General features: G+C 62.5%; 13 protein-coding genes. 11 read left to right on the top strand and 2 right to left on the bottom strand.

Going from position 1 to position 15,628, the window contains the following annotated elements:
* Window positions 1–39: 39 nt before the first annotated feature.
* Window positions 40–528 carry a Csu type fimbrial protein gene (locus tag HBH1_RS17835; RefSeq protein ID WP_166757976.1) on the bottom strand — a complete coding sequence of 163 codons (489 nt, stop codon included), beginning with the start codon at window positions 526–528 and terminating at the stop codon, window positions 40–42.
* Window positions 529–955: 427 nt separating this feature from the next.
* Here HBH1_RS17835 and HBH1_RS17840 point away from each other — a divergent pair, with 427 nt between their 5' ends.
* The 4 genes from HBH1_RS17840 to HBH1_RS17855 all read left to right on the top strand — a co-directional run bounded on the left by HBH1_RS17840 (window position 956) and on the right by HBH1_RS17855 (window position 5,656).
* Window positions 956–2,740, top strand: a complete 1,785-nt coding sequence (locus tag HBH1_RS17840) for a sensor histidine kinase (RefSeq protein WP_102663825.1) — start codon at window positions 956–958, stop codon at window positions 2,738–2,740.
* A gap of 97 nt (window positions 2,741–2,837) precedes the next feature.
* The gene (locus tag HBH1_RS17845; RefSeq protein WP_077235390.1) at window positions 2,838–4,301 is read left to right on the top strand and encodes a hybrid sensor histidine kinase/response regulator; all 1,464 of its coding nucleotides are present in this window, start codon (window positions 2,838–2,840) and stop codon (window positions 4,299–4,301) included.
* Window positions 4,301–4,951: a response regulator gene (locus HBH1_RS17850; RefSeq protein ID WP_039875663.1), complete on the top strand. Its 651-nt coding sequence runs from the start codon at window positions 4,301–4,303 to the stop codon at window positions 4,949–4,951. The genes HBH1_RS17845 and HBH1_RS17850 overlap by 1 nt, the downstream gene beginning before the upstream one ends.
* Window positions 4,952–5,182: 231 nt before the next feature.
* Window positions 5,183–5,656: a response regulator gene (locus HBH1_RS17855; protein ID WP_077235391.1), complete on the top strand. Its 474-nt coding sequence runs from the start codon at window positions 5,183–5,185 to the stop codon at window positions 5,654–5,656.
* Window positions 5,657–5,775: 119 nt separating this feature from the next.
* On the opposite strand, the gene HBH1_RS17860 is transcribed toward HBH1_RS17855, so the two are convergent.
* A complete protein-coding gene (locus tag HBH1_RS17860) occupies window positions 5,776–6,453 on the bottom strand; it encodes a Crp/Fnr family transcriptional regulator (RefSeq protein WP_039875661.1) in 678 nt (225 codons plus the stop codon).
* Between the two features lie 267 nt (window positions 6,454–6,720).
* Between HBH1_RS17860 and HBH1_RS17865 the strand changes: the two genes are divergently transcribed.
* The 7 genes from HBH1_RS17865 (at window position 6,721) to HBH1_RS17895 (ending at window position 15,582) form a co-directional block, all read left to right on the top strand.
* Window positions 6,721–8,682, top strand: coding sequence for an AMP-dependent synthetase/ligase (locus HBH1_RS17865; protein WP_102663826.1), 1,962 nt, complete (start codon window positions 6,721–6,723; stop codon window positions 8,680–8,682).
* A 73-nt stretch (window positions 8,683–8,755) separates the two neighbouring features.
* Window positions 8,756–9,637 (top strand): ABC transporter ATP-binding protein, encoded by an 882-nt coding sequence (locus HBH1_RS17870; RefSeq protein WP_039875658.1) that lies wholly within the window; start codon window positions 8,756–8,758, stop codon window positions 9,635–9,637.
* Window positions 9,638–9,712: 75 nt separating this feature from the next.
* Entirely contained in the window at window positions 9,713–10,627 is a 915-nt protein-coding gene (locus HBH1_RS17875; RefSeq protein ID WP_102663827.1) for a branched-chain amino acid ABC transporter permease, read from the top strand.
* Between the two features lie 233 nt (window positions 10,628–10,860).
* Window positions 10,861–11,937 carry a branched-chain amino acid ABC transporter permease gene (locus tag HBH1_RS17880; protein ID WP_006463903.1) on the top strand — a complete coding sequence of 359 codons (1,077 nt, stop codon included), beginning with the start codon at window positions 10,861–10,863 and terminating at the stop codon, window positions 11,935–11,937.
* A gap of 99 nt (window positions 11,938–12,036) precedes the next feature.
* The gene (locus HBH1_RS17885) at window positions 12,037–13,368 is read left to right on the top strand and encodes an ABC transporter substrate-binding protein (protein ID WP_182992086.1); all 1,332 of its coding nucleotides are present in this window, start codon (window positions 12,037–12,039) and stop codon (window positions 13,366–13,368) included.
* A 67-nt stretch (window positions 13,369–13,435) separates the two neighbouring features.
* On the top strand, window positions 13,436–14,299 hold the full coding sequence (locus HBH1_RS17890; RefSeq protein WP_199181616.1) for an ABC transporter ATP-binding protein: 864 nt from the start codon (window positions 13,436–13,438) through the stop codon (window positions 14,297–14,299).
* Window positions 14,300–14,310: 11 nt separating this feature from the next.
* Window positions 14,311–15,582 carry a phenylacetate--CoA ligase family protein gene (locus HBH1_RS17895; protein WP_102663828.1) on the top strand — a complete coding sequence of 424 codons (1,272 nt, stop codon included), beginning with the start codon at window positions 14,311–14,313 and terminating at the stop codon, window positions 15,580–15,582.
* Window positions 15,583–15,628: the final 46 nt, after the last annotated feature.

The following is a 15,628-nucleotide window of genomic DNA, read 5'->3' on the forward strand; positions in this document are numbered from 1 at the left end:
TGCCTGCTGGCGCATGGCCTGCGCCGACCAACCCGGTATTCAGTAGGACAAGGTAATGGCGACCACGTCGCTGTAGCTACCGGCGCGCGCTGTCTGGCCGGCCGGGATATAGCCGTAGACCGGCACGTTCTGGGCGCTGCCGTTGCCGACCCCGGCGACCGTGTCGCTGCCACTGCTGTTGCCCCAGGCGCGGGTGCGGGCCGCATCCTGATACAGGCCATAGTTGAGCGAATTGGCCCCGTCGGCAGTGGTCAGCTTGCGCGTGGCGACATTGCCGCCTGCGCCGGTGCCGGCATCCAGGCTGATCGTGTAGCTGGTGCCGGCGGAACAGGCCACGCCGATCTGGGCGTTCTGTTGCAGCGCGCTGGACGCATAGACGCCAAAGGGCAGCGCGGCGCTCTGCACCACGCATTGCGCCGGGACGATGGCACTGATGTCGAGCTTGCCGGTGGTAGAGACGGCCACGGCATTCACGCTCAGGCCAGCCAGGAGACCGACGGCAAGGAAGAGGGCGGGTGATTTTTTCATCATGATGCGATGCCGGCAAATGTCTGTAAAAGCTGGAATCTATTATAGAATTAATTCGAATATTTACTCTGAAACGGAGTCAAAGGTGCAGGCAAGCAACACCGTTTTCAGCAAATTTTAAGAATTTGCTTCGATTTGCTGACAGAAAGAAAACAATTGATGCCAGATCGTCACATTCCGGCATCGCTGCAGACAGCAAGGAGACGTACCCACGGCAGCGCTGCTGACCGTGCAATGGGGGGATCGGGCGCTGCATCGCCGTGCGCCCGGATGGGTGGCCCTTTGAAAAGTTCATGCCCGAGTATCTGCGCAGCGCCTTGCGCGCCGGTCATTCAGGCGGGCGATCAGGTAACCGCTCCGCAAGTTCAGGACGTGACCGCCAGACCGATGAAAAGTAACCGATGTGACCGATCTGATCATGTGATACATGCCGATAACTAGACAAAGCGGGCTGGCGCGCGCCAGTACCGGCCTCTTCTTCCTGCTGGCCTTGCTGCTCTCGCTGGGCGTGGCGGCGTTTTCCTATTACAGCGTGCGCGATTTCGAGCAGCGCGCAGTCTGGTTGCAGCACAGTCACGCCGTCATCAACAAGCTGGAAGTCGCCAATTCGACCGTGCGCGACGCGGTCAGCAATTCACGCGGGTATGCCTTGTCCGGCAACCAGGAATACCAGGCCGGTTTCGAGGCGGGCGTCAGGCAAATCGAGGTGCTTCTGCAGGATCTGCGCCGGCTCATGAGCGACAATCTGCAGCAGCTGCAACTGCTGACCCGTACGGAAGATCTGGTATCACAGCGGATCAGCCTCTCCCGTCGCCTGATGGAGCTCAGTCCAGACGAAGGGCGCCAACGGGTACTGGAAGGCAAGGACCTGAGCGATCGCATCCGCAACGGCTTTGAAGAGATGAAGAGCAACGAGAATGCACTGCTTGCCCGGCGTGCCCATGACACCGCCGCCAGCGCCGACCTGACCATCATCATGGTGGTCAGCGGCAGTCTGCTCAGCATGGCCTTGCTGGTGATGGTCTACAGCAAGCTGCGCCGCGAGATGAGCCGTCGGGTGGAGGCGCAGCAGCGCGCCCAGGCCTATTCAGACGAGATCGAAGACCTCTACAACAACGCGCCCTGCGGCTATCACTCGGTCGACGAGACCGACAAGACCATCATCAAGATCAACGACACCGAACTCAAGTGGCTGGGCTATACCCGCGAGCAGGTGGTCGGGCGCATGACCCAGCTCGATCTGCTCAGCCCTGTGAGCGCCGAGCGTTACCAGCGTGAGCTGCATCCGCAATTCCTGCTCAAGCGCGAGATCAACGGCATCGATCTCGACTTCCGCCGCGCCGATGGCAGCGAATTCACGGCCCTGGTCAATGCCACCGCCATCCCCAGCCGCGACAACAGCAAGCTGATCAGCCGCACGGTCATCTATGACATTTCCGAGCGCAAGCGCGCCGAGGACGAAATCGAGGCCCTCAACGCCGATCTGGAACGGCAGGCCCAGCACCTGCATAGCGTCAACAAGGAACTGGAGAGTTTTTCCTATTCCGTCTCGCATGACCTGCGCGCCCCGCTGCGTGCCATTTCCGGTTACGCCATGATCCTGGAGGAAGACTACGCCAGCGTGATCGACGAAAAGGGCCGCGAACAGTTGCAGGTGATCCGCCGCAACGTGCGCAAGATGGATGAACTGATCAACGACCTGCTCAAGTTGGCCAAGTCCACCACGGGTGAACTGACCTTGCAGCGTTTTTCGATGGAAGAGGTGGTGGGCCAGGTCATCGCCGGCCTGCGCCAGGAAAATCCGGCCGTGCAGTTCGAGGTCGCGCCGCTGGAAGGCGCCGTGGCCAATCGTGGCCTGATCACCCAGGTCTGGGAAAACCTGCTCTCCAATGCCGTCAAGTTCAGCAGCAAGAACGACCAGCCGCTGGTGCGGGTGACCATGGAAGTCGGTCCCGAAGAATACATCTATGGCGTGCATGACAACGGTGTGGGCTTCGACATGCGCTATGTGCACAAGCTGTTCGGCACCTTCCAGCGCCTGCATCGCCAGGAAGAATATCCGGGTACCGGCATCGGGCTGGCGCTGGTGCAACGCATCGTGATCCGCCATACCGGCCGGGTCTGGGCCGAGAGCACTCCCAAGGTGGGCGCGAGCTTCTATTTCTCGCTGCCACGCAAGGGTGTCATGCCCAGCCTGGGTGATGTGCGCTGAAGTGGCATGATCGAGGCCCGGCATGAGAGCAACATCGTATGAAGCAATGTACCAGCCGCATTCTGAACAAAGAGTCTGACCGAGAGAGACCTGCCCCATGAGCATTCCCCTACGCGTGCTGTTCGTCGAAGACATGGAAGAAGACGCCGTGCTGATGGTGCGCGAACTCAAGCGCGGCGGCTTCGAACCCACCTGGCAGCGGGTCGACGACGAACAGGCCCTGCTGGCGGCACTGCACGAGCAGCGCTGGGACATCGTCATCTCGGATTACTCCATGCCCATGTTCAGCGGCGTGGAAGCCCTGAAACTGGTCAAGGCCGACAACGACCAGACGCCGTTCATCATCGTCTCCGGCGTCATCGGCGAGCAGACCGCAGTGGAGGTGATGAAGGCCGGCGCCCAGGATTACTTCCTCAAGAGCGCCATCGCCCGCCTGCCGCACGCGGTCGACCGCGAACTGCGCGACGCCCAGGCGCGGCGCAAGCAGCGCGCCAGCGCCCAGGCCCTGCGCGAGATGCAGGCGCGCTTCAACGCCTTCATGAATGCCGCGCCGATGCCGACCTGGATCAAGGATTCGCAGCTGCGCTACAGCTACGTCAACCCGGCACAGTCGGCCTTCTTCGGCATGACTCCGCATGACATGGATGGCATGACCGACGCCGAGCTGATGAGCACCGGCGCGGCCCAGGCCTCGCAGGAATATGACCGCAAGGTGCTCGACGAGAAGGTCGAACTGCATACCCAGGAAACCATCTTCGACCACAACCACAATGCCCGCATCCTCGATGTGGTGCGTTTTCCCATCAGCGGCGAGGGCAAGGGCGACATGGTCGCCGGGCTGGCCATCGACGTCACCGAGCGCGAGCAGTCGCGGCGCGAGCTGGAGCTGGCGATCCAGCGCCAGCAGCTGCTGTCGTCGCGGGTGATCGAAGTGCAGGAGCGCGAACGCCAGCACCTGGCGCGCGGCCTGCATGACGACGTCGGCCAGTCGCTGACAGCGCTCAAGATCAACCTGGAAACCATCAAGAAGACCGGCACCCTGGAAGGCCCTTCGCTGCAGAACGGCATCGACATCGTCACCGCCGTGCTGGCCCAGGTGCGCAGCCTGTCGCTGGATCTGCGCCCGCCGCAGCTGGACAACCTGGGCCTGATCGCCGCCCTGCGTTCCTACGTGGAGCAGAAATCCAAGCTGGCCAACGTCAATGGCTGGTTCGAAAGCAGCGGCCACGACGGCGAGTTGCACCATGACATCGAAAACACCGCCTTTCGCATCGTGCAGGAAGCGGTCACCAATATCCTGCGTCACGCCAGGTGCCAGAACATCTGGGTCAAGATCGACCGCCAGCAGGACCAGGTCTATCTCAGCATCCGCGATGACGGTCGCGGTTTCGACATCGAGCGTGCCCGCAGCAACGCCATTTCCGGCACCAGTTTCGGCCTGCTCAACATGGAAGAGCGGGCCGTGCTGGTAGGCGGTTCCATGGATATCACTTCGGCGCCCGGCGCAGGGACGGAAATCGTCATGCACCTGCCGGTCGCCCCTATCGTCAGGAGGTTGTAATGCTTACACGAATCATGCTGGCCGACGACCACGCGCTGGTGCGCAGTGGCATCAAGGCATTGCTGACCGCCATGCCCGGTGTGGAAGTGGTGGGCGAGGCGTCCGATGGCGCCGAGGTCATCGAGATGATCCCGCAGCTGAAACCCGACCTGGTGCTGCTGGACATCGCCATGAAGGGGATGAACGGTCTGGAAGCGTTACGCCGCCTGCGCGGCGAATACCCCACCATCCGCTTTTTGATGCTGTCCATGTACGGCAGCGAGGAATACGTGATGCAGGCCTTGAATGCCGGCGCCAACGGCTACCTGTTCAAGGATTCCGCCGCCACCGAGCTGGAAAAGGCGCTCTACGAGGTCAAGCACGGTCGCCAGTACCTGGACTCCCATATCTCGCGCGAGGCCCTGGACAACTACATGAAGCGGGTCGCCCAGAACGGCACGCCGGTGGAGGTGCTGACTCCGCGCCAGCGCGAAATCCTGCAACTGATCGCCGAGGGCAACAACACCAAGGAAATCGCCTACCAGCTCAATGTCAGCGCCAAGACCATCGAGACCCACCGGGCGCAGCTGATGGACCGGCTGGATATCCGCGATGTGCCGGGCCTGGTGCGGTACGCCATCCGGACCGGGATTGCCACCCCGGACAAGTGACAGCTTCACCTGGTTAAGGAAAAATCTGATTTTTTTTGAAATCGCCTGTGCAATAATCCCTGACAGTACCGGGATCGGCGTCGGTACTGGTGTTCCAGCGCATCGCCGATGCTGGAAACTAGGGGGAAGGGCAGTTCCCGACGTCCCTGATGTCGTTCGGTGACGGCCAGAGGTGGTCAGTCCGGCAAGAATAGTTCCAGCTTGAAATTTACTGAAGAAAGCGATCCATCCATGGATATCGAGCAATATGACATCATCCTCGTCGACGACAGCCCGGAAGTGGCCGAGTTGACCCGCCTGGCGCTGGGCAGTCGCAAGCTGGCCGACAAGCTGACCTGGTTTGCCGATGCGGAACTGGCCGAGGAGTTCTTCTTCCAGGGGGAATATGCGCACCGCAAGGACCTGCACCCCTACCTGATCCTGCTCGATCTGAACCTGCCGCTGATGAGCGGTCACGATTTCCTGAAGATCATCAAGTCCAACGCTGCCACTTCGCATATCCCGGTGGTGATGTTCTCTTCCTCGGACGACCAGCGCGACATCAACCAGAGCTACGAACTGGGCGCCAATGGTTACGTCGTCAAGTCCACCGACCCCAAGGAATTCATGGGCACCGTGGTCGATACCGGCATCTACTGGCGCAATCGCAATCGCCCGGCCCGCAACGGCGAAGACGCCCCGGCATCCCCGGCGGCAGCTTCCTGAGCGCAGCCATCGGCCGGCAGGCCGTTGTCCCAACGAAAAAGCGCGGCTGTGACCGCGCTTTTTTCATGCCGTCCTGCAGGCCGAGACCGTGGACGGGTGGACGGGCCAGGCCCGGGGTTTCACCCCGGAAATTGCCGCAGGCCATCCAGGTCGTTGATGGTGATGCTGCCGTAATCCACCTTCAGCAGGCCGGCCTTTTCCAGTACCTGGAGGGCCTGGTTGGCACGCTGGCGCGAGGTGCCGGAGAGATTGCCGACTTCCTCCTGCGAAATCTGCAGGTTGCGGCCGATGCCCGGATTCAGGTAGGGATTGAAGAGGGCCGCCAGGCAGCGTGCCACGCGGGCATCCGGCTCCAGCATGCGGTCGTATTCCACCAGCGAAATGAACAGCGCCAGGCGCTCGTTCAACTGCGTCACCAGGAAACGGTTGAAGGGGATGCTGTTGTCCAGCAACCAGATGTAGGTGGCCTTGGGCATGTACAGCAATTCACTCTCGCGCAGTGCCACCACGTCGTACTTGCGCGGCTCGTCCTTGAGCAGCGAGCCTTCGCCCAGCCAGCCGCCATTGGCCATGCCGGCGAAGGAGACAGTCTTGCCCTCGGGCGAGACGCTGCTCATCTTCAGCAAGCCTTCATGCACGCCGATCCAGTGCGCGACCGGGTCACCCTTGCGGCAGACATAGCCACCGGCGGCAATCTTGCGGCTGACCACTTCGGATTCCACCCGGGCCAGTTGCTCTTCGGTCAGCGCCTGCGCCCAGATGCTCTTGGACAGCATGCGTCGAATTGATGTCTCCATGATGATGCGTCGCAATATCGAAAGTTTGTCAATTGTCGGTGAGATGACATCCACTGGCAACCTCTCACTCTACTATCATCGCAAAAAAGGCCTGAACCAAACCCAGTCCAATCATAGAGACAGGACAGCTGGCATGCCCGACACAATGACTGCTGCAGTAAGAGCAGCGTAAGCCTGGCAGCACAGACTGATCCGACACCGGATTCGCCTCGATACACGGAAAAGTGAACGGGCGAATCTTTCGAACCTGCACAAGAAGGTGGGAAGATGGTGGAGACGAGACAAGACAACCAGGCCGCGACCTTTCCGCGGCTGCTGCAGGCGCATGCCCGCCAACGCCCCGAGCGGGCCGCCTTCCGCGAGAAGGACCTGGGCATCTGGCAGACCACGAGCTGGCGCCAGGTGGCCGACGAGGTGCGTAGCTTTGCCTGCGGCCTGGCGGCCCTGGGCTTCAAGCGCGGCATGAGCCTGGCCATCATCGGCAACAACTGCCCGCGCCTGTATTGGGCCATGAGCGCCGCGCAGGCGCTGGGTGGCATGCCGGTGCCGCTGTACCAGGACGCACCGGCCGCCGACATGGCCTATGTGCTGGCCGACGCCAACGTCGACTTCGTCATGGCCGAAGATCAGGAGCAGGTCGACAAGGTCTTCGAGATCAAGGAAAACCTGCCCCGCATCGCCCACGTCATCTTTGACGACGAGCGTGGCATGCGCAACTACCACCAGCCCGAACTGCTGTCCTTTGCCCGCGTGCAGGAACTGGGCCGCGCCTACGAGCACGCCCATCCCGACTTCTTCGAGAAGGAAGTCGCGGCCGGTTCGCCCGACGACGTCGCCATCATCCTCTATACCTCCGGCACCACCGGCAAGCCCAAGGGCGTGTGCCATTCGCACCGGGCCATGATCACCACCGCCACCACGCTGGTGGAGTTCGATCATCTGGACCAGGACGACGACATCCTGTGCTACCTGCCGCTGGCCTGGGTGGGTGATTTCCTGTACTCCTTCGCCCAGCAGCACGTCGCCGGTTTCTGCCTGAACTGCCCGGAGTCGCCCAATACCGTCATGACCGACCTGCGCGAGATCGGCCCGACCTATTACTTCGCGCCGCCGCGCGTGTATGAAAACATCCTGACCCAGGTCATGATCCGCATCGAGGATGCGGGCTGGCTCAAGCGCAAGATGTTCCATGGTTTCATGCGCGTGGCGCGCCGGGTCGGCATGCGCATCCTGGATGGCAAGCCGGGCGTGTCGCTGATGGACCGGCTGCAATATGCGCTGGGCGACCTGCTGGTCTACGGGCCATTGAAGAACGTGCTGGGCATGTCGCGCCTGCGCGTGGCCTATACCGGCGGCGAGGCCATCGGCCCCGACCTGTTCGACTTCTATCGCTCCATGGGCATCAACCTGAAGCAGCTCTATGGCATGACCGAGACCTGCGTGACGGTGTGCATGCAGCCCTCGGGCGACGTCAAGCTCGATAGCGTGGGCCGGCCCATGAAGGGCGTGGAAGTGCGCATCGACGACAACGGCGAAGTGCTGGTGCGTTCGCCCGGCCTGATGAAGGAATACTTCAAGCGCCCCGACGCCACTGCCGAGGCCATCGACGCCAACGGCTACTTCCACACCGGTGACGCCGGCTTCTTCGACAGCGACGGCCACCTCAAGATCATCGACCGCGCCAAGGATGTCGGCAAGATGGCCTGCGGCAGCATGTTCGCGCCCAAGTACATCGAGAACAAGCTGAAGTTCTTCCCCTTCATCAAGGAAGCGGTGACCTTCGGCAACGGTCGCGAGCAGTGCATGGCCTTCATCAACATCGACATGGATGCCGTGGGCAACTGGGCCGAACGGCGCAACCTGCCTTACAGCGGCTACACCGACCTGGCCGCCAATCCCGCGGTGTACGAACTGGTGCGCGAATGCGTGGAAAAGGTCAATGCCGATCTGGTGGCGGACCCGCTGCTGGCCGATTCACAAGTCCATCGCTTCCTCATCCTGCACAAGGAACTGGATCCCGACGACGAAGAACTGACCCGCACCCGCAAGGTCCGGCGCGGCTTCATCGCCGAGAAGTACGCGGTGCTGATCGAGGCGCTCTACGACGGTCGCCCGTCGCAATACATCGAGACCCAGGTCAAGTTCGAGGATGGCCGCCAGGGCATGATCGCGGCCGACCTGAAGATCGCCGAGGCCAAGACCTTCAAGACGCTGCAAAGCGCCGCCTGAGCAGCACGCAGTCCCGTCCCGGGCGCCCGCAAACGGCCCGGCCAGCAGCGTAGCCCGACCAGACCACCGCTGAATGAATACGACCATGAAACGACACCTGTCTTCCGAAATCCTGCCCTCGGGCCTGCCGCCCGTGACCAGCCCCGATGAAGAAGCAGCGGCCGTGGCCGCCAACGGGCGCCGCATCGGCGAGGTCATCCTCGACCTGCAGAACATCTCGCTGTCCTTCGGTGGCGTGAAGGCGCTGACCGACATTTCCTTCGATGTGCGCGAACATGAAATCCGCGCCATCATCGGCCCCAACGGTGCCGGCAAGAGCTCGATGATCAACGTCATCAACGGCGTCTACCATCCGCAGAAAGGCCAGATCCTCTATCGCGGCCAGCCGCGCCTGGGCATGCATCCCAGCGCCATCGCGCGCCAGGGCATTGCCCGCACCTTCCAGAACATCGCGCTCTTCAAGGGCATGACGGTGCTGGACAACATCATGACCGGACGCAACACCAAGATGCGCTCTGGCCTGTTCTCCAACGCCCTGTGGTGGGGCGCGGCCCGCAACGAGGAAATCGAACATCGCCACAAGGTGGAGGAGGTGATCGATTTCCTGGAAATCCAGCACATCCGCAAGACCCCGGTGGGACGCCTGCCCTACGGCTTGCAAAAGCGCGTGGAGCTGGCGCGGGCGCTGGCGGCCGAACCGCACATGCTGCTGCTGGACGAACCCATGGCCGGCATGAACGTGGAAGAAAAGCAGGACATGTGCCGTTTCGTGCTGGATGTGAATGACCAGTTCGGCACCACCATCGTGCTCATCGAACACGACATGGGCGTGGTCATGGATATCTCCGACCGGGTGGTGGTGCTGGACTACGGCAAGAAGATCGGCGACGGCACGCCCGACGAGGTGATGAGCAATCCCGAAGTGATCAAGGCCTACCTGGGGACCTCGCACTGAGTCCGGGATCCACGTGCAGTCAATAAATAATATAAATAATAAAAACAATATCGAAGGCGGTAGCAAGGAGACGACATGCAATTCTTCCTCGAAGTCACCCTGAGCGGACTGCTCTCCGGGTTGATGTATTCACTGGTGGCCCTGGGCTTCGTGCTGATCTACAAGGCCTCGGGCGTGTTCAATTTCGCGCAGGGGGCGATGGTCTATTTCGCCGCGCTGGCGGTGGTGGGCCTGATGGAAAAAGGCATGCCGATGTGGGCCGCCATCATCGGCGCCTTCGTGGTGATGATCCTGGTGGGCCTGGCCACCGAACGCTTCGTGCTGCGCAAGCTGGTCAACCAGCCGCCGATCACGCTCTTCATGGCCACCATCGGCCTGACCTTCTTCCTGGAAGGCCTGGGACCCTTGCTGTTCGGCAGCGAAGTGCGTCCCATCGACCTGGGCATCGTCGACGAACCGATCCAGTCGGTGATGGACAGTGTCGGCATCGGCCTCTCCAAGTTCGACCTCTTTGCCTCCGGCATGGTCGTGGCACTGGTGGCGGCGCTGGCCCTGTTCTTCCAGAGGACCAAGGTGGGCCGGGCGCTGCGGGCCGTGGCTGATGACCACCAGGCCGCGCTGTCGCTGGGCATCCCGCTGCAGCATATCTGGGCGGTGGTGTGGGGCGTGGCCGGTTTCGTGGCGCTGATCGCCGGCCTGCTCTGGGGCTCGCGCAACGGCGTGCAGTTCGCGCTGACCATGACGGCGCTGAAGGCCTTGCCGGTGCTGATCCTGGGTGGTTTCACCTCGATCCCCGGGGCGATCGTGGGCGGGCTCATCATCGGCGCCTCCGAAAAGCTGGCCGAAATCTATATCCCGCCGGTGATGCAGGATGCCTTCGGCGGCAACTTCGGCGGCATCGAAGGCTGGTTCCCGTATGTGTTCGCGCTGCTGTTTTTGCTGGTCCGGCCGGAAGGCCTGTTCGGCGAGCGGCATATCGACCGGGTATGACAAAGTGCTGATTCCAACTGTTTCAATATGGATCGATTGAATGAGACGGCTTGCACCTCAGACCACCGTTCGGACTGAGTAGGCCCATCAGGGCCGTATCGAAGCCTGTCCTGAGCCTGTCGAAGGGGCGCTCCTGCGCTTGCTGACGGCGCGCCTTCGATACGCGGTTGCGCCGCTACTCAGGACGAACGGTGTCAGATGGATTGAGCAAGAGCAGGAACAAGGAGAACATGATGCTGTACCGTGAAGCAGGACAATTCAAGACAAGCTACATCGCCGACAGCCAGATCTTCCCGATCCGCCAGGATCGCATCATCTTCACGCTGTTCATGGTGTTCGCCTTCGTGGCCGTGCCGCTGCTGGGCAGCGAATACTGGTTCTCGGCCATCCTGGTGCCATTTTTGGTCTTCGCGCTGGCCGCACTGGGCCTGAATGTGCTGACCGGCTATGCCGGCCAGCTCTCGCTGGGGTCGGCCGCCTTCATGGCGGTGGGCGCCTACGCGGCCTACAACTTCCAGTTGCGGGTGGAGGGCATCCCCATCGTCGCCACGCTGCTGCTCTCGGGCGGTTGTGCGGCGCTGGTCGGCGTGCTCTTCGGGCTGCCTTCGCTGCGCATCAAGGGCTTCTACCTGGCCGTGGCCACGCTGGCGGCGCAGTTCTTCGTGGTGTGGGCGCTGACCAAGTTCCCCTGGTTCTCCAACAACAGTTCCTCGGGCGTGATCAGCACCCCCAAGATCGATTTCTTCGGCATCGCCATCGACACCCCGGTGCGCAAGTACCTGTTCGTGCTGGCCGTGGTGAGCGTACTGGCGCTGGTGGCCAAGAACCTGGTGCGTTCCTCCACCGGGCGCGCCTGGATGGCGGTGCGCGACATGGACGTGGCCGCCGAGGTGATCGGCATTCCCCTGATGCGCACCAAGCTGACCGCCTTCGCCGTCAGTTCCTTCTACTGCGGCGTGGCCGGGGCGCTGTATGCCTTCTGCTACCTGGGTTCGGTGGAGCCGGACGGCTTCTCGCTGGACCTGTCCTTCCGCATCCTGTTCATGATCATCATCGGCGGCGTGGGCAGCATCCTCGGCTCCTTCCTGGGTTCGGCCTTCATCCTGCTGCTGCCGATCTTCCTGGACAACGCGCTGCCGCCGCTGGCCGCGCTGCTGCACCTGCCGTTCACGAATGCCACCGTGTCGCACATCCAGATGATGGTGTTCGGCGCACTGATCATCTTCTTCCTCATCGCCGAGCCGCACGGGCTGGCGCGGCTGTGGCAGATCGCCAAGGAAAAACTGCGCCTGTGGCCGTTCCCGCACTGAGGGGGGGCGAGGTGGCGCAACACCGTATCGAGGTAGGCGGAGGCCGGATCACCGGCGTCCGATAAAAGTCGGCAACGACAACATAAAGGAGACGAGACCATGAAGACCATGAAGCATCTCAGGCAACTGGTGCTGGCGACCGCCTGTGCCGCCGGCCTGCTGTCGGCGGCGCCCCCGGCGCTGGCCCAGACCAATGACCAGTTCATTGCCATCCCCAGCTACCGCGTCGGCCCCTACGGGACCAATGGCCAGTCCTACTACGGCGGCTATGTCGATTACCTGAACTACGTCAACCTCAAGGAAGGCGGCGTCAACGGCGTCAAGCTGTCCTGGGAAGAGTGCGAGACCGAGTACAACAACGCCAAGGGCGTGGAGTGCTACGAGCGCATGAAGAACAAGAACACGGTCACCCACGGCACGGCCATCAATCCCATGGCCACCGGCATCTCCTACGCCCTCATCGACAAGACCGCCGAAGACAAGGTGCCCCTGGTGATGATCGGCTATGGTCGTACCGATGCGGTGGACGGCTCGGTATTTCCGTATGCCTTCCCGCTGGTGACGACCTACCAGATGCAGGTCTCGGCCATCGTCAAGTACCTGGCCGGCAAGAACAATGGCTCGCTGGCCGGCAAGAAGATCGTCTTCCTGTACCACGATTCGGCCTATGGCAAGGAGCCCATCGTGGCGCTGCAGGCCGAGTCTTCCATCGGCAAGTTCAAGCTGGTGGAAATCCCGGTGGCCCACCCCGGCAACGAACAGGGCGCGCAGTGGCTGCGCATCCGCCAGGAAAACCCGGACTACGTCATCTTCTGGGGCTGGGGCGTGATGAACCAGACCGCGCTGAAGGCGGCGCAGAAGGTCGGCTATCCGCGTGACAAGATCGTCGGTTCCTGGTGGGCCGGTTCGGAAGAAGACACCATTCCGGCAGGCGAAGCCGCCAAGGGCTATCTGTCGGCGACCTGGAACGTGGCCGGCAAGGATGTCCCGGTGATCGCCGATATCGACAAGGTGGTCTATGGCGCGGGCAAGGGCAACATGCAGGACAAGAACAAGCTCGGTTCCATCCTCTACAACCGTGGCGTGTCGGCCGCGATTGCTACCGTGGAAGCGGTGCGTACCGCCCAGGACAAATACGGCAAGGGCAAGGTCATGAGCGGCGAGCAGGTGCGCTGGGGCTTTGAAAACCTCAACATCACCGATGCCCGCCTGAAGGCCCTGGGCGCTACCGGGCTGCTGCCGGAGATCAAGACCTCCTGCGACAACCACGAAGGATCGGGCAAGGTGAAGATCCAGCAATGGGACGGCAGCAAGTGGGTGCTGGTGTCGGACTGGATCGAGGGTAACAAGAACCTGATCCACCCGCTGTTCAAGGCTTCCGCTGCGAAATACGCAAAAGAAAAAGGCATCACTCCTGCCTGCATGAAGTAGGCGCTTGCGCCGGCGGCTTTGCTCGTCTCCCACCGCCGCCGGTGCTTTTTTGGAAATGCGACAGACCATGAATGCCACACCGATTCCGACCAGTGCCAGCACCGTCCACAGCGCAGCCGCTCCGGCAGCGGCCAAGGCATTGGCCATCAACAATATCGAAGTGATCTATGACCACGTGATCCTGGTCCTGAAGGGCGTCTCGCTGGATGTGCCGGAGGGCAAGATCGTGGCCCTGCTGGGTGCCAACGGTGCCGGCAAGAGCACCACACTCAAGGCCATCTCCAACCTGCTGCATGCCGAGCGGGGCGATGTCACCAAGGGCAGCATCGAGTTCCGGGGCGAGCGGGTGGACCGCATGACCCCCAATGACCTGGTCAAGCGCGGCGTGATCCAGGTGATGGAAGGGCGCCATTGCTTCGGCCACCTGACCGTGGAAGAGAACCTGCTCACCGGGGCCTATACCCGTGGCATCAGTCATGCCGAGGTGAAGCACGAACTGGAAAAGATCTACGATTATTTTCCCCGCCTGAAGGTGCGGCGCAAGTCGCAGTCCGGCTATACCTCTGGCGGCGAACAGCAGATGACGGCGATCGGCCGCGCCATGATGGCCAAGCCTTCGATGATCCTGCTGGACGAGCCCTCCATGGGCCTGGCGCCGCAGATCGTGGAAGAGATCTTCGAGATCGTCAAGGACCTGAACAGCAAGGAAAAGGTCTCCTTCCTGCTGGCCGAACAGAACACCATGGTGGCCCTGCGCTATGCCGACTTCGGCTACATCCTGGAAAACGGCCGGGTGGTGATGGAAGGCGCAGCCCGCGAGTTGGCCGACAACGAGGACGTCAAGGAGTTCTACCTGGGCGTGTCCGGCGCCGGGCGCAAGAACTTCCGCGACATGAAGTTCTACCGCCGCCGCAAGCGCTGGCTGGCGTAAGGGGAGGGCCCATGTCCGATCCCACCGAATTCATGCAGCAGCTGGACGCCCAGGAGCGACGCGATCCAGCCCGGCGCGAAGCGCAACTGATGCAGGCCTTGCCGTCACTGCTGGCGCGCGCGCAGGCCGCGCCGGGCTGGGCGCGCATCCTTGCCGGTGTCGACGCTGCGGCCATCCGCTCGCGCGCCGACCTGGCGCAATTGCCGGTTACGCGCAAGTCGGACCTGAAGGAACTGCAGACCCGCGAAAGCCCCTTCGGCGGGCTCAACACCACGCCGGCGCGTCAATTGCGGCGGCTGTTCGTCTCTCCCGGGCCGATCTACGATCCCGAAGGCCATGCGGCCGACTGGTGGCGCTTTGCCAGCCCGATGAAGGCGCTCGGCCTGCAGGCCGGCCACATCCTGCAGAACTGCTTTGCCTACCATTTCACACCAGCTGCCTTCATGGTCGAAGGCGCGGCGGCCCGCCTGGGATGCGCGGTCATTCCGGCCGGCATCGGCCAGACCGAGCTGCAGGTCAATGCGATGACGGCCCTGAAGCCGGATGCCTATGTCGGCACGCCGTCCTTCCTCAAGATCATCATCGAGAAGGCGCAGGAAATGGGCGCCGACATCTCCAGCGTGCAGCGTGCCCTGGTCAGCGCCGAAGCGTTGCCGCCGTCGCTGCGCCACTGGTTCCATGAACACGGCGTGCCGCAGGTGCTGCAGCTGTATGCCTCGGCCGATATCGGCAATATCGCCTACGAGACCATGAGCGACGGCGCCGTGCATCCCGGCATGGTGCTGGACGAATCGCTGATCCTGGAAATCGTGCGGCCTGGCACCGGTGATCCGGTGACCGAGGGCGAGGTGGGCGAGGTGGTGGTGACCTCCTTCAATCCCGACTATCCGATGATCCGCTTCGGTACCGGTGACCTGTCGGCGGTGGTACAGGGCATCTCTCCCTGCGGGCGTACCAATACCCGCATCAAGGGCTGGATGGGCCGCGCCGACCAGACCACCAAGGTCCGCGGCATGTTCGTCCATCCCTCACAGGTGGCCGATGTGCTGCGCCGCCATGGCGACGTGCTGCGGGCACGGCTGGTGGTGTCCGGCGAGATGGCCAATGACGTCATGACCCTGCATTGCGAAGTGGGTGACCCGGCTGACCCGGCGGTGGATGTCACGGCCCTGGCCGGCAGCCTGCGTGATGTGACCAAGCTGCGCGGCGAGGTCCTGCTGGTGGCGCCGGGCAGCCTGCCCAACGATGGCAAGGTGATCGAGGATGCGCGCAAGTACGAATGAATGCATTGCTGGCGGGCTTCCTCATCGGACAAGCCCGCGCCGCGGC

The organism is Herbaspirillum sp. BH-1, from assembly GCF_002870055.1.
In the GTDB taxonomy this organism is placed as follows: domain Bacteria; phylum Pseudomonadota; class Gammaproteobacteria; order Burkholderiales; family Burkholderiaceae_D; genus Herbaspirillum; species Herbaspirillum frisingense.

What these genes read in the sequence shown, in the direction of transcription:
- HBH1_RS17835 (WP_166757976.1), bottom strand. Translation starts at nt 528, where the DNA reads ATGAAAAAATCACCCGCCCTCTTCCTTGCCGTCGGTCTCCTGGCTGGC.
- HBH1_RS17840 (WP_102663825.1), top strand. Translation starts at nt 956, where the DNA reads ATGCCGATAACTAGACAAAGCGGGCTGGCGCGCGCCAGTACCGGCCTC.
- HBH1_RS17845 (WP_077235390.1), top strand. Translation starts at nt 2,838, where the DNA reads ATGAGCATTCCCCTACGCGTGCTGTTCGTCGAAGACATGGAAGAAGAC.
- HBH1_RS17850 (WP_039875663.1), top strand. Translation starts at nt 4,301, where the DNA reads ATGCTTACACGAATCATGCTGGCCGACGACCACGCGCTGGTGCGCAGT.
- HBH1_RS17855 (WP_077235391.1), top strand. Translation starts at nt 5,183, where the DNA reads ATGGATATCGAGCAATATGACATCATCCTCGTCGACGACAGCCCGGAA.
- HBH1_RS17860 (WP_039875661.1), bottom strand. Translation starts at nt 6,453, where the DNA reads ATGGAGACATCAATTCGACGCATGCTGTCCAAGAGCATCTGGGCGCAG.
- HBH1_RS17865 (WP_102663826.1), top strand. Translation starts at nt 6,721, where the DNA reads ATGGTGGAGACGAGACAAGACAACCAGGCCGCGACCTTTCCGCGGCTG.
- HBH1_RS17870 (WP_039875658.1), top strand. Translation starts at nt 8,756, where the DNA reads ATGAATACGACCATGAAACGACACCTGTCTTCCGAAATCCTGCCCTCG.
- HBH1_RS17875 (WP_102663827.1), top strand. Translation starts at nt 9,713, where the DNA reads ATGCAATTCTTCCTCGAAGTCACCCTGAGCGGACTGCTCTCCGGGTTG.
- HBH1_RS17880 (WP_006463903.1), top strand. Translation starts at nt 10,861, where the DNA reads ATGCTGTACCGTGAAGCAGGACAATTCAAGACAAGCTACATCGCCGAC.
- HBH1_RS17885 (WP_182992086.1), top strand. Translation starts at nt 12,037, where the DNA reads ATGAAGACCATGAAGCATCTCAGGCAACTGGTGCTGGCGACCGCCTGT.
- HBH1_RS17890 (WP_199181616.1), top strand. Translation starts at nt 13,436, where the DNA reads ATGAATGCCACACCGATTCCGACCAGTGCCAGCACCGTCCACAGCGCA.
- HBH1_RS17895 (WP_102663828.1), top strand. Translation starts at nt 14,311, where the DNA reads ATGTCCGATCCCACCGAATTCATGCAGCAGCTGGACGCCCAGGAGCGA.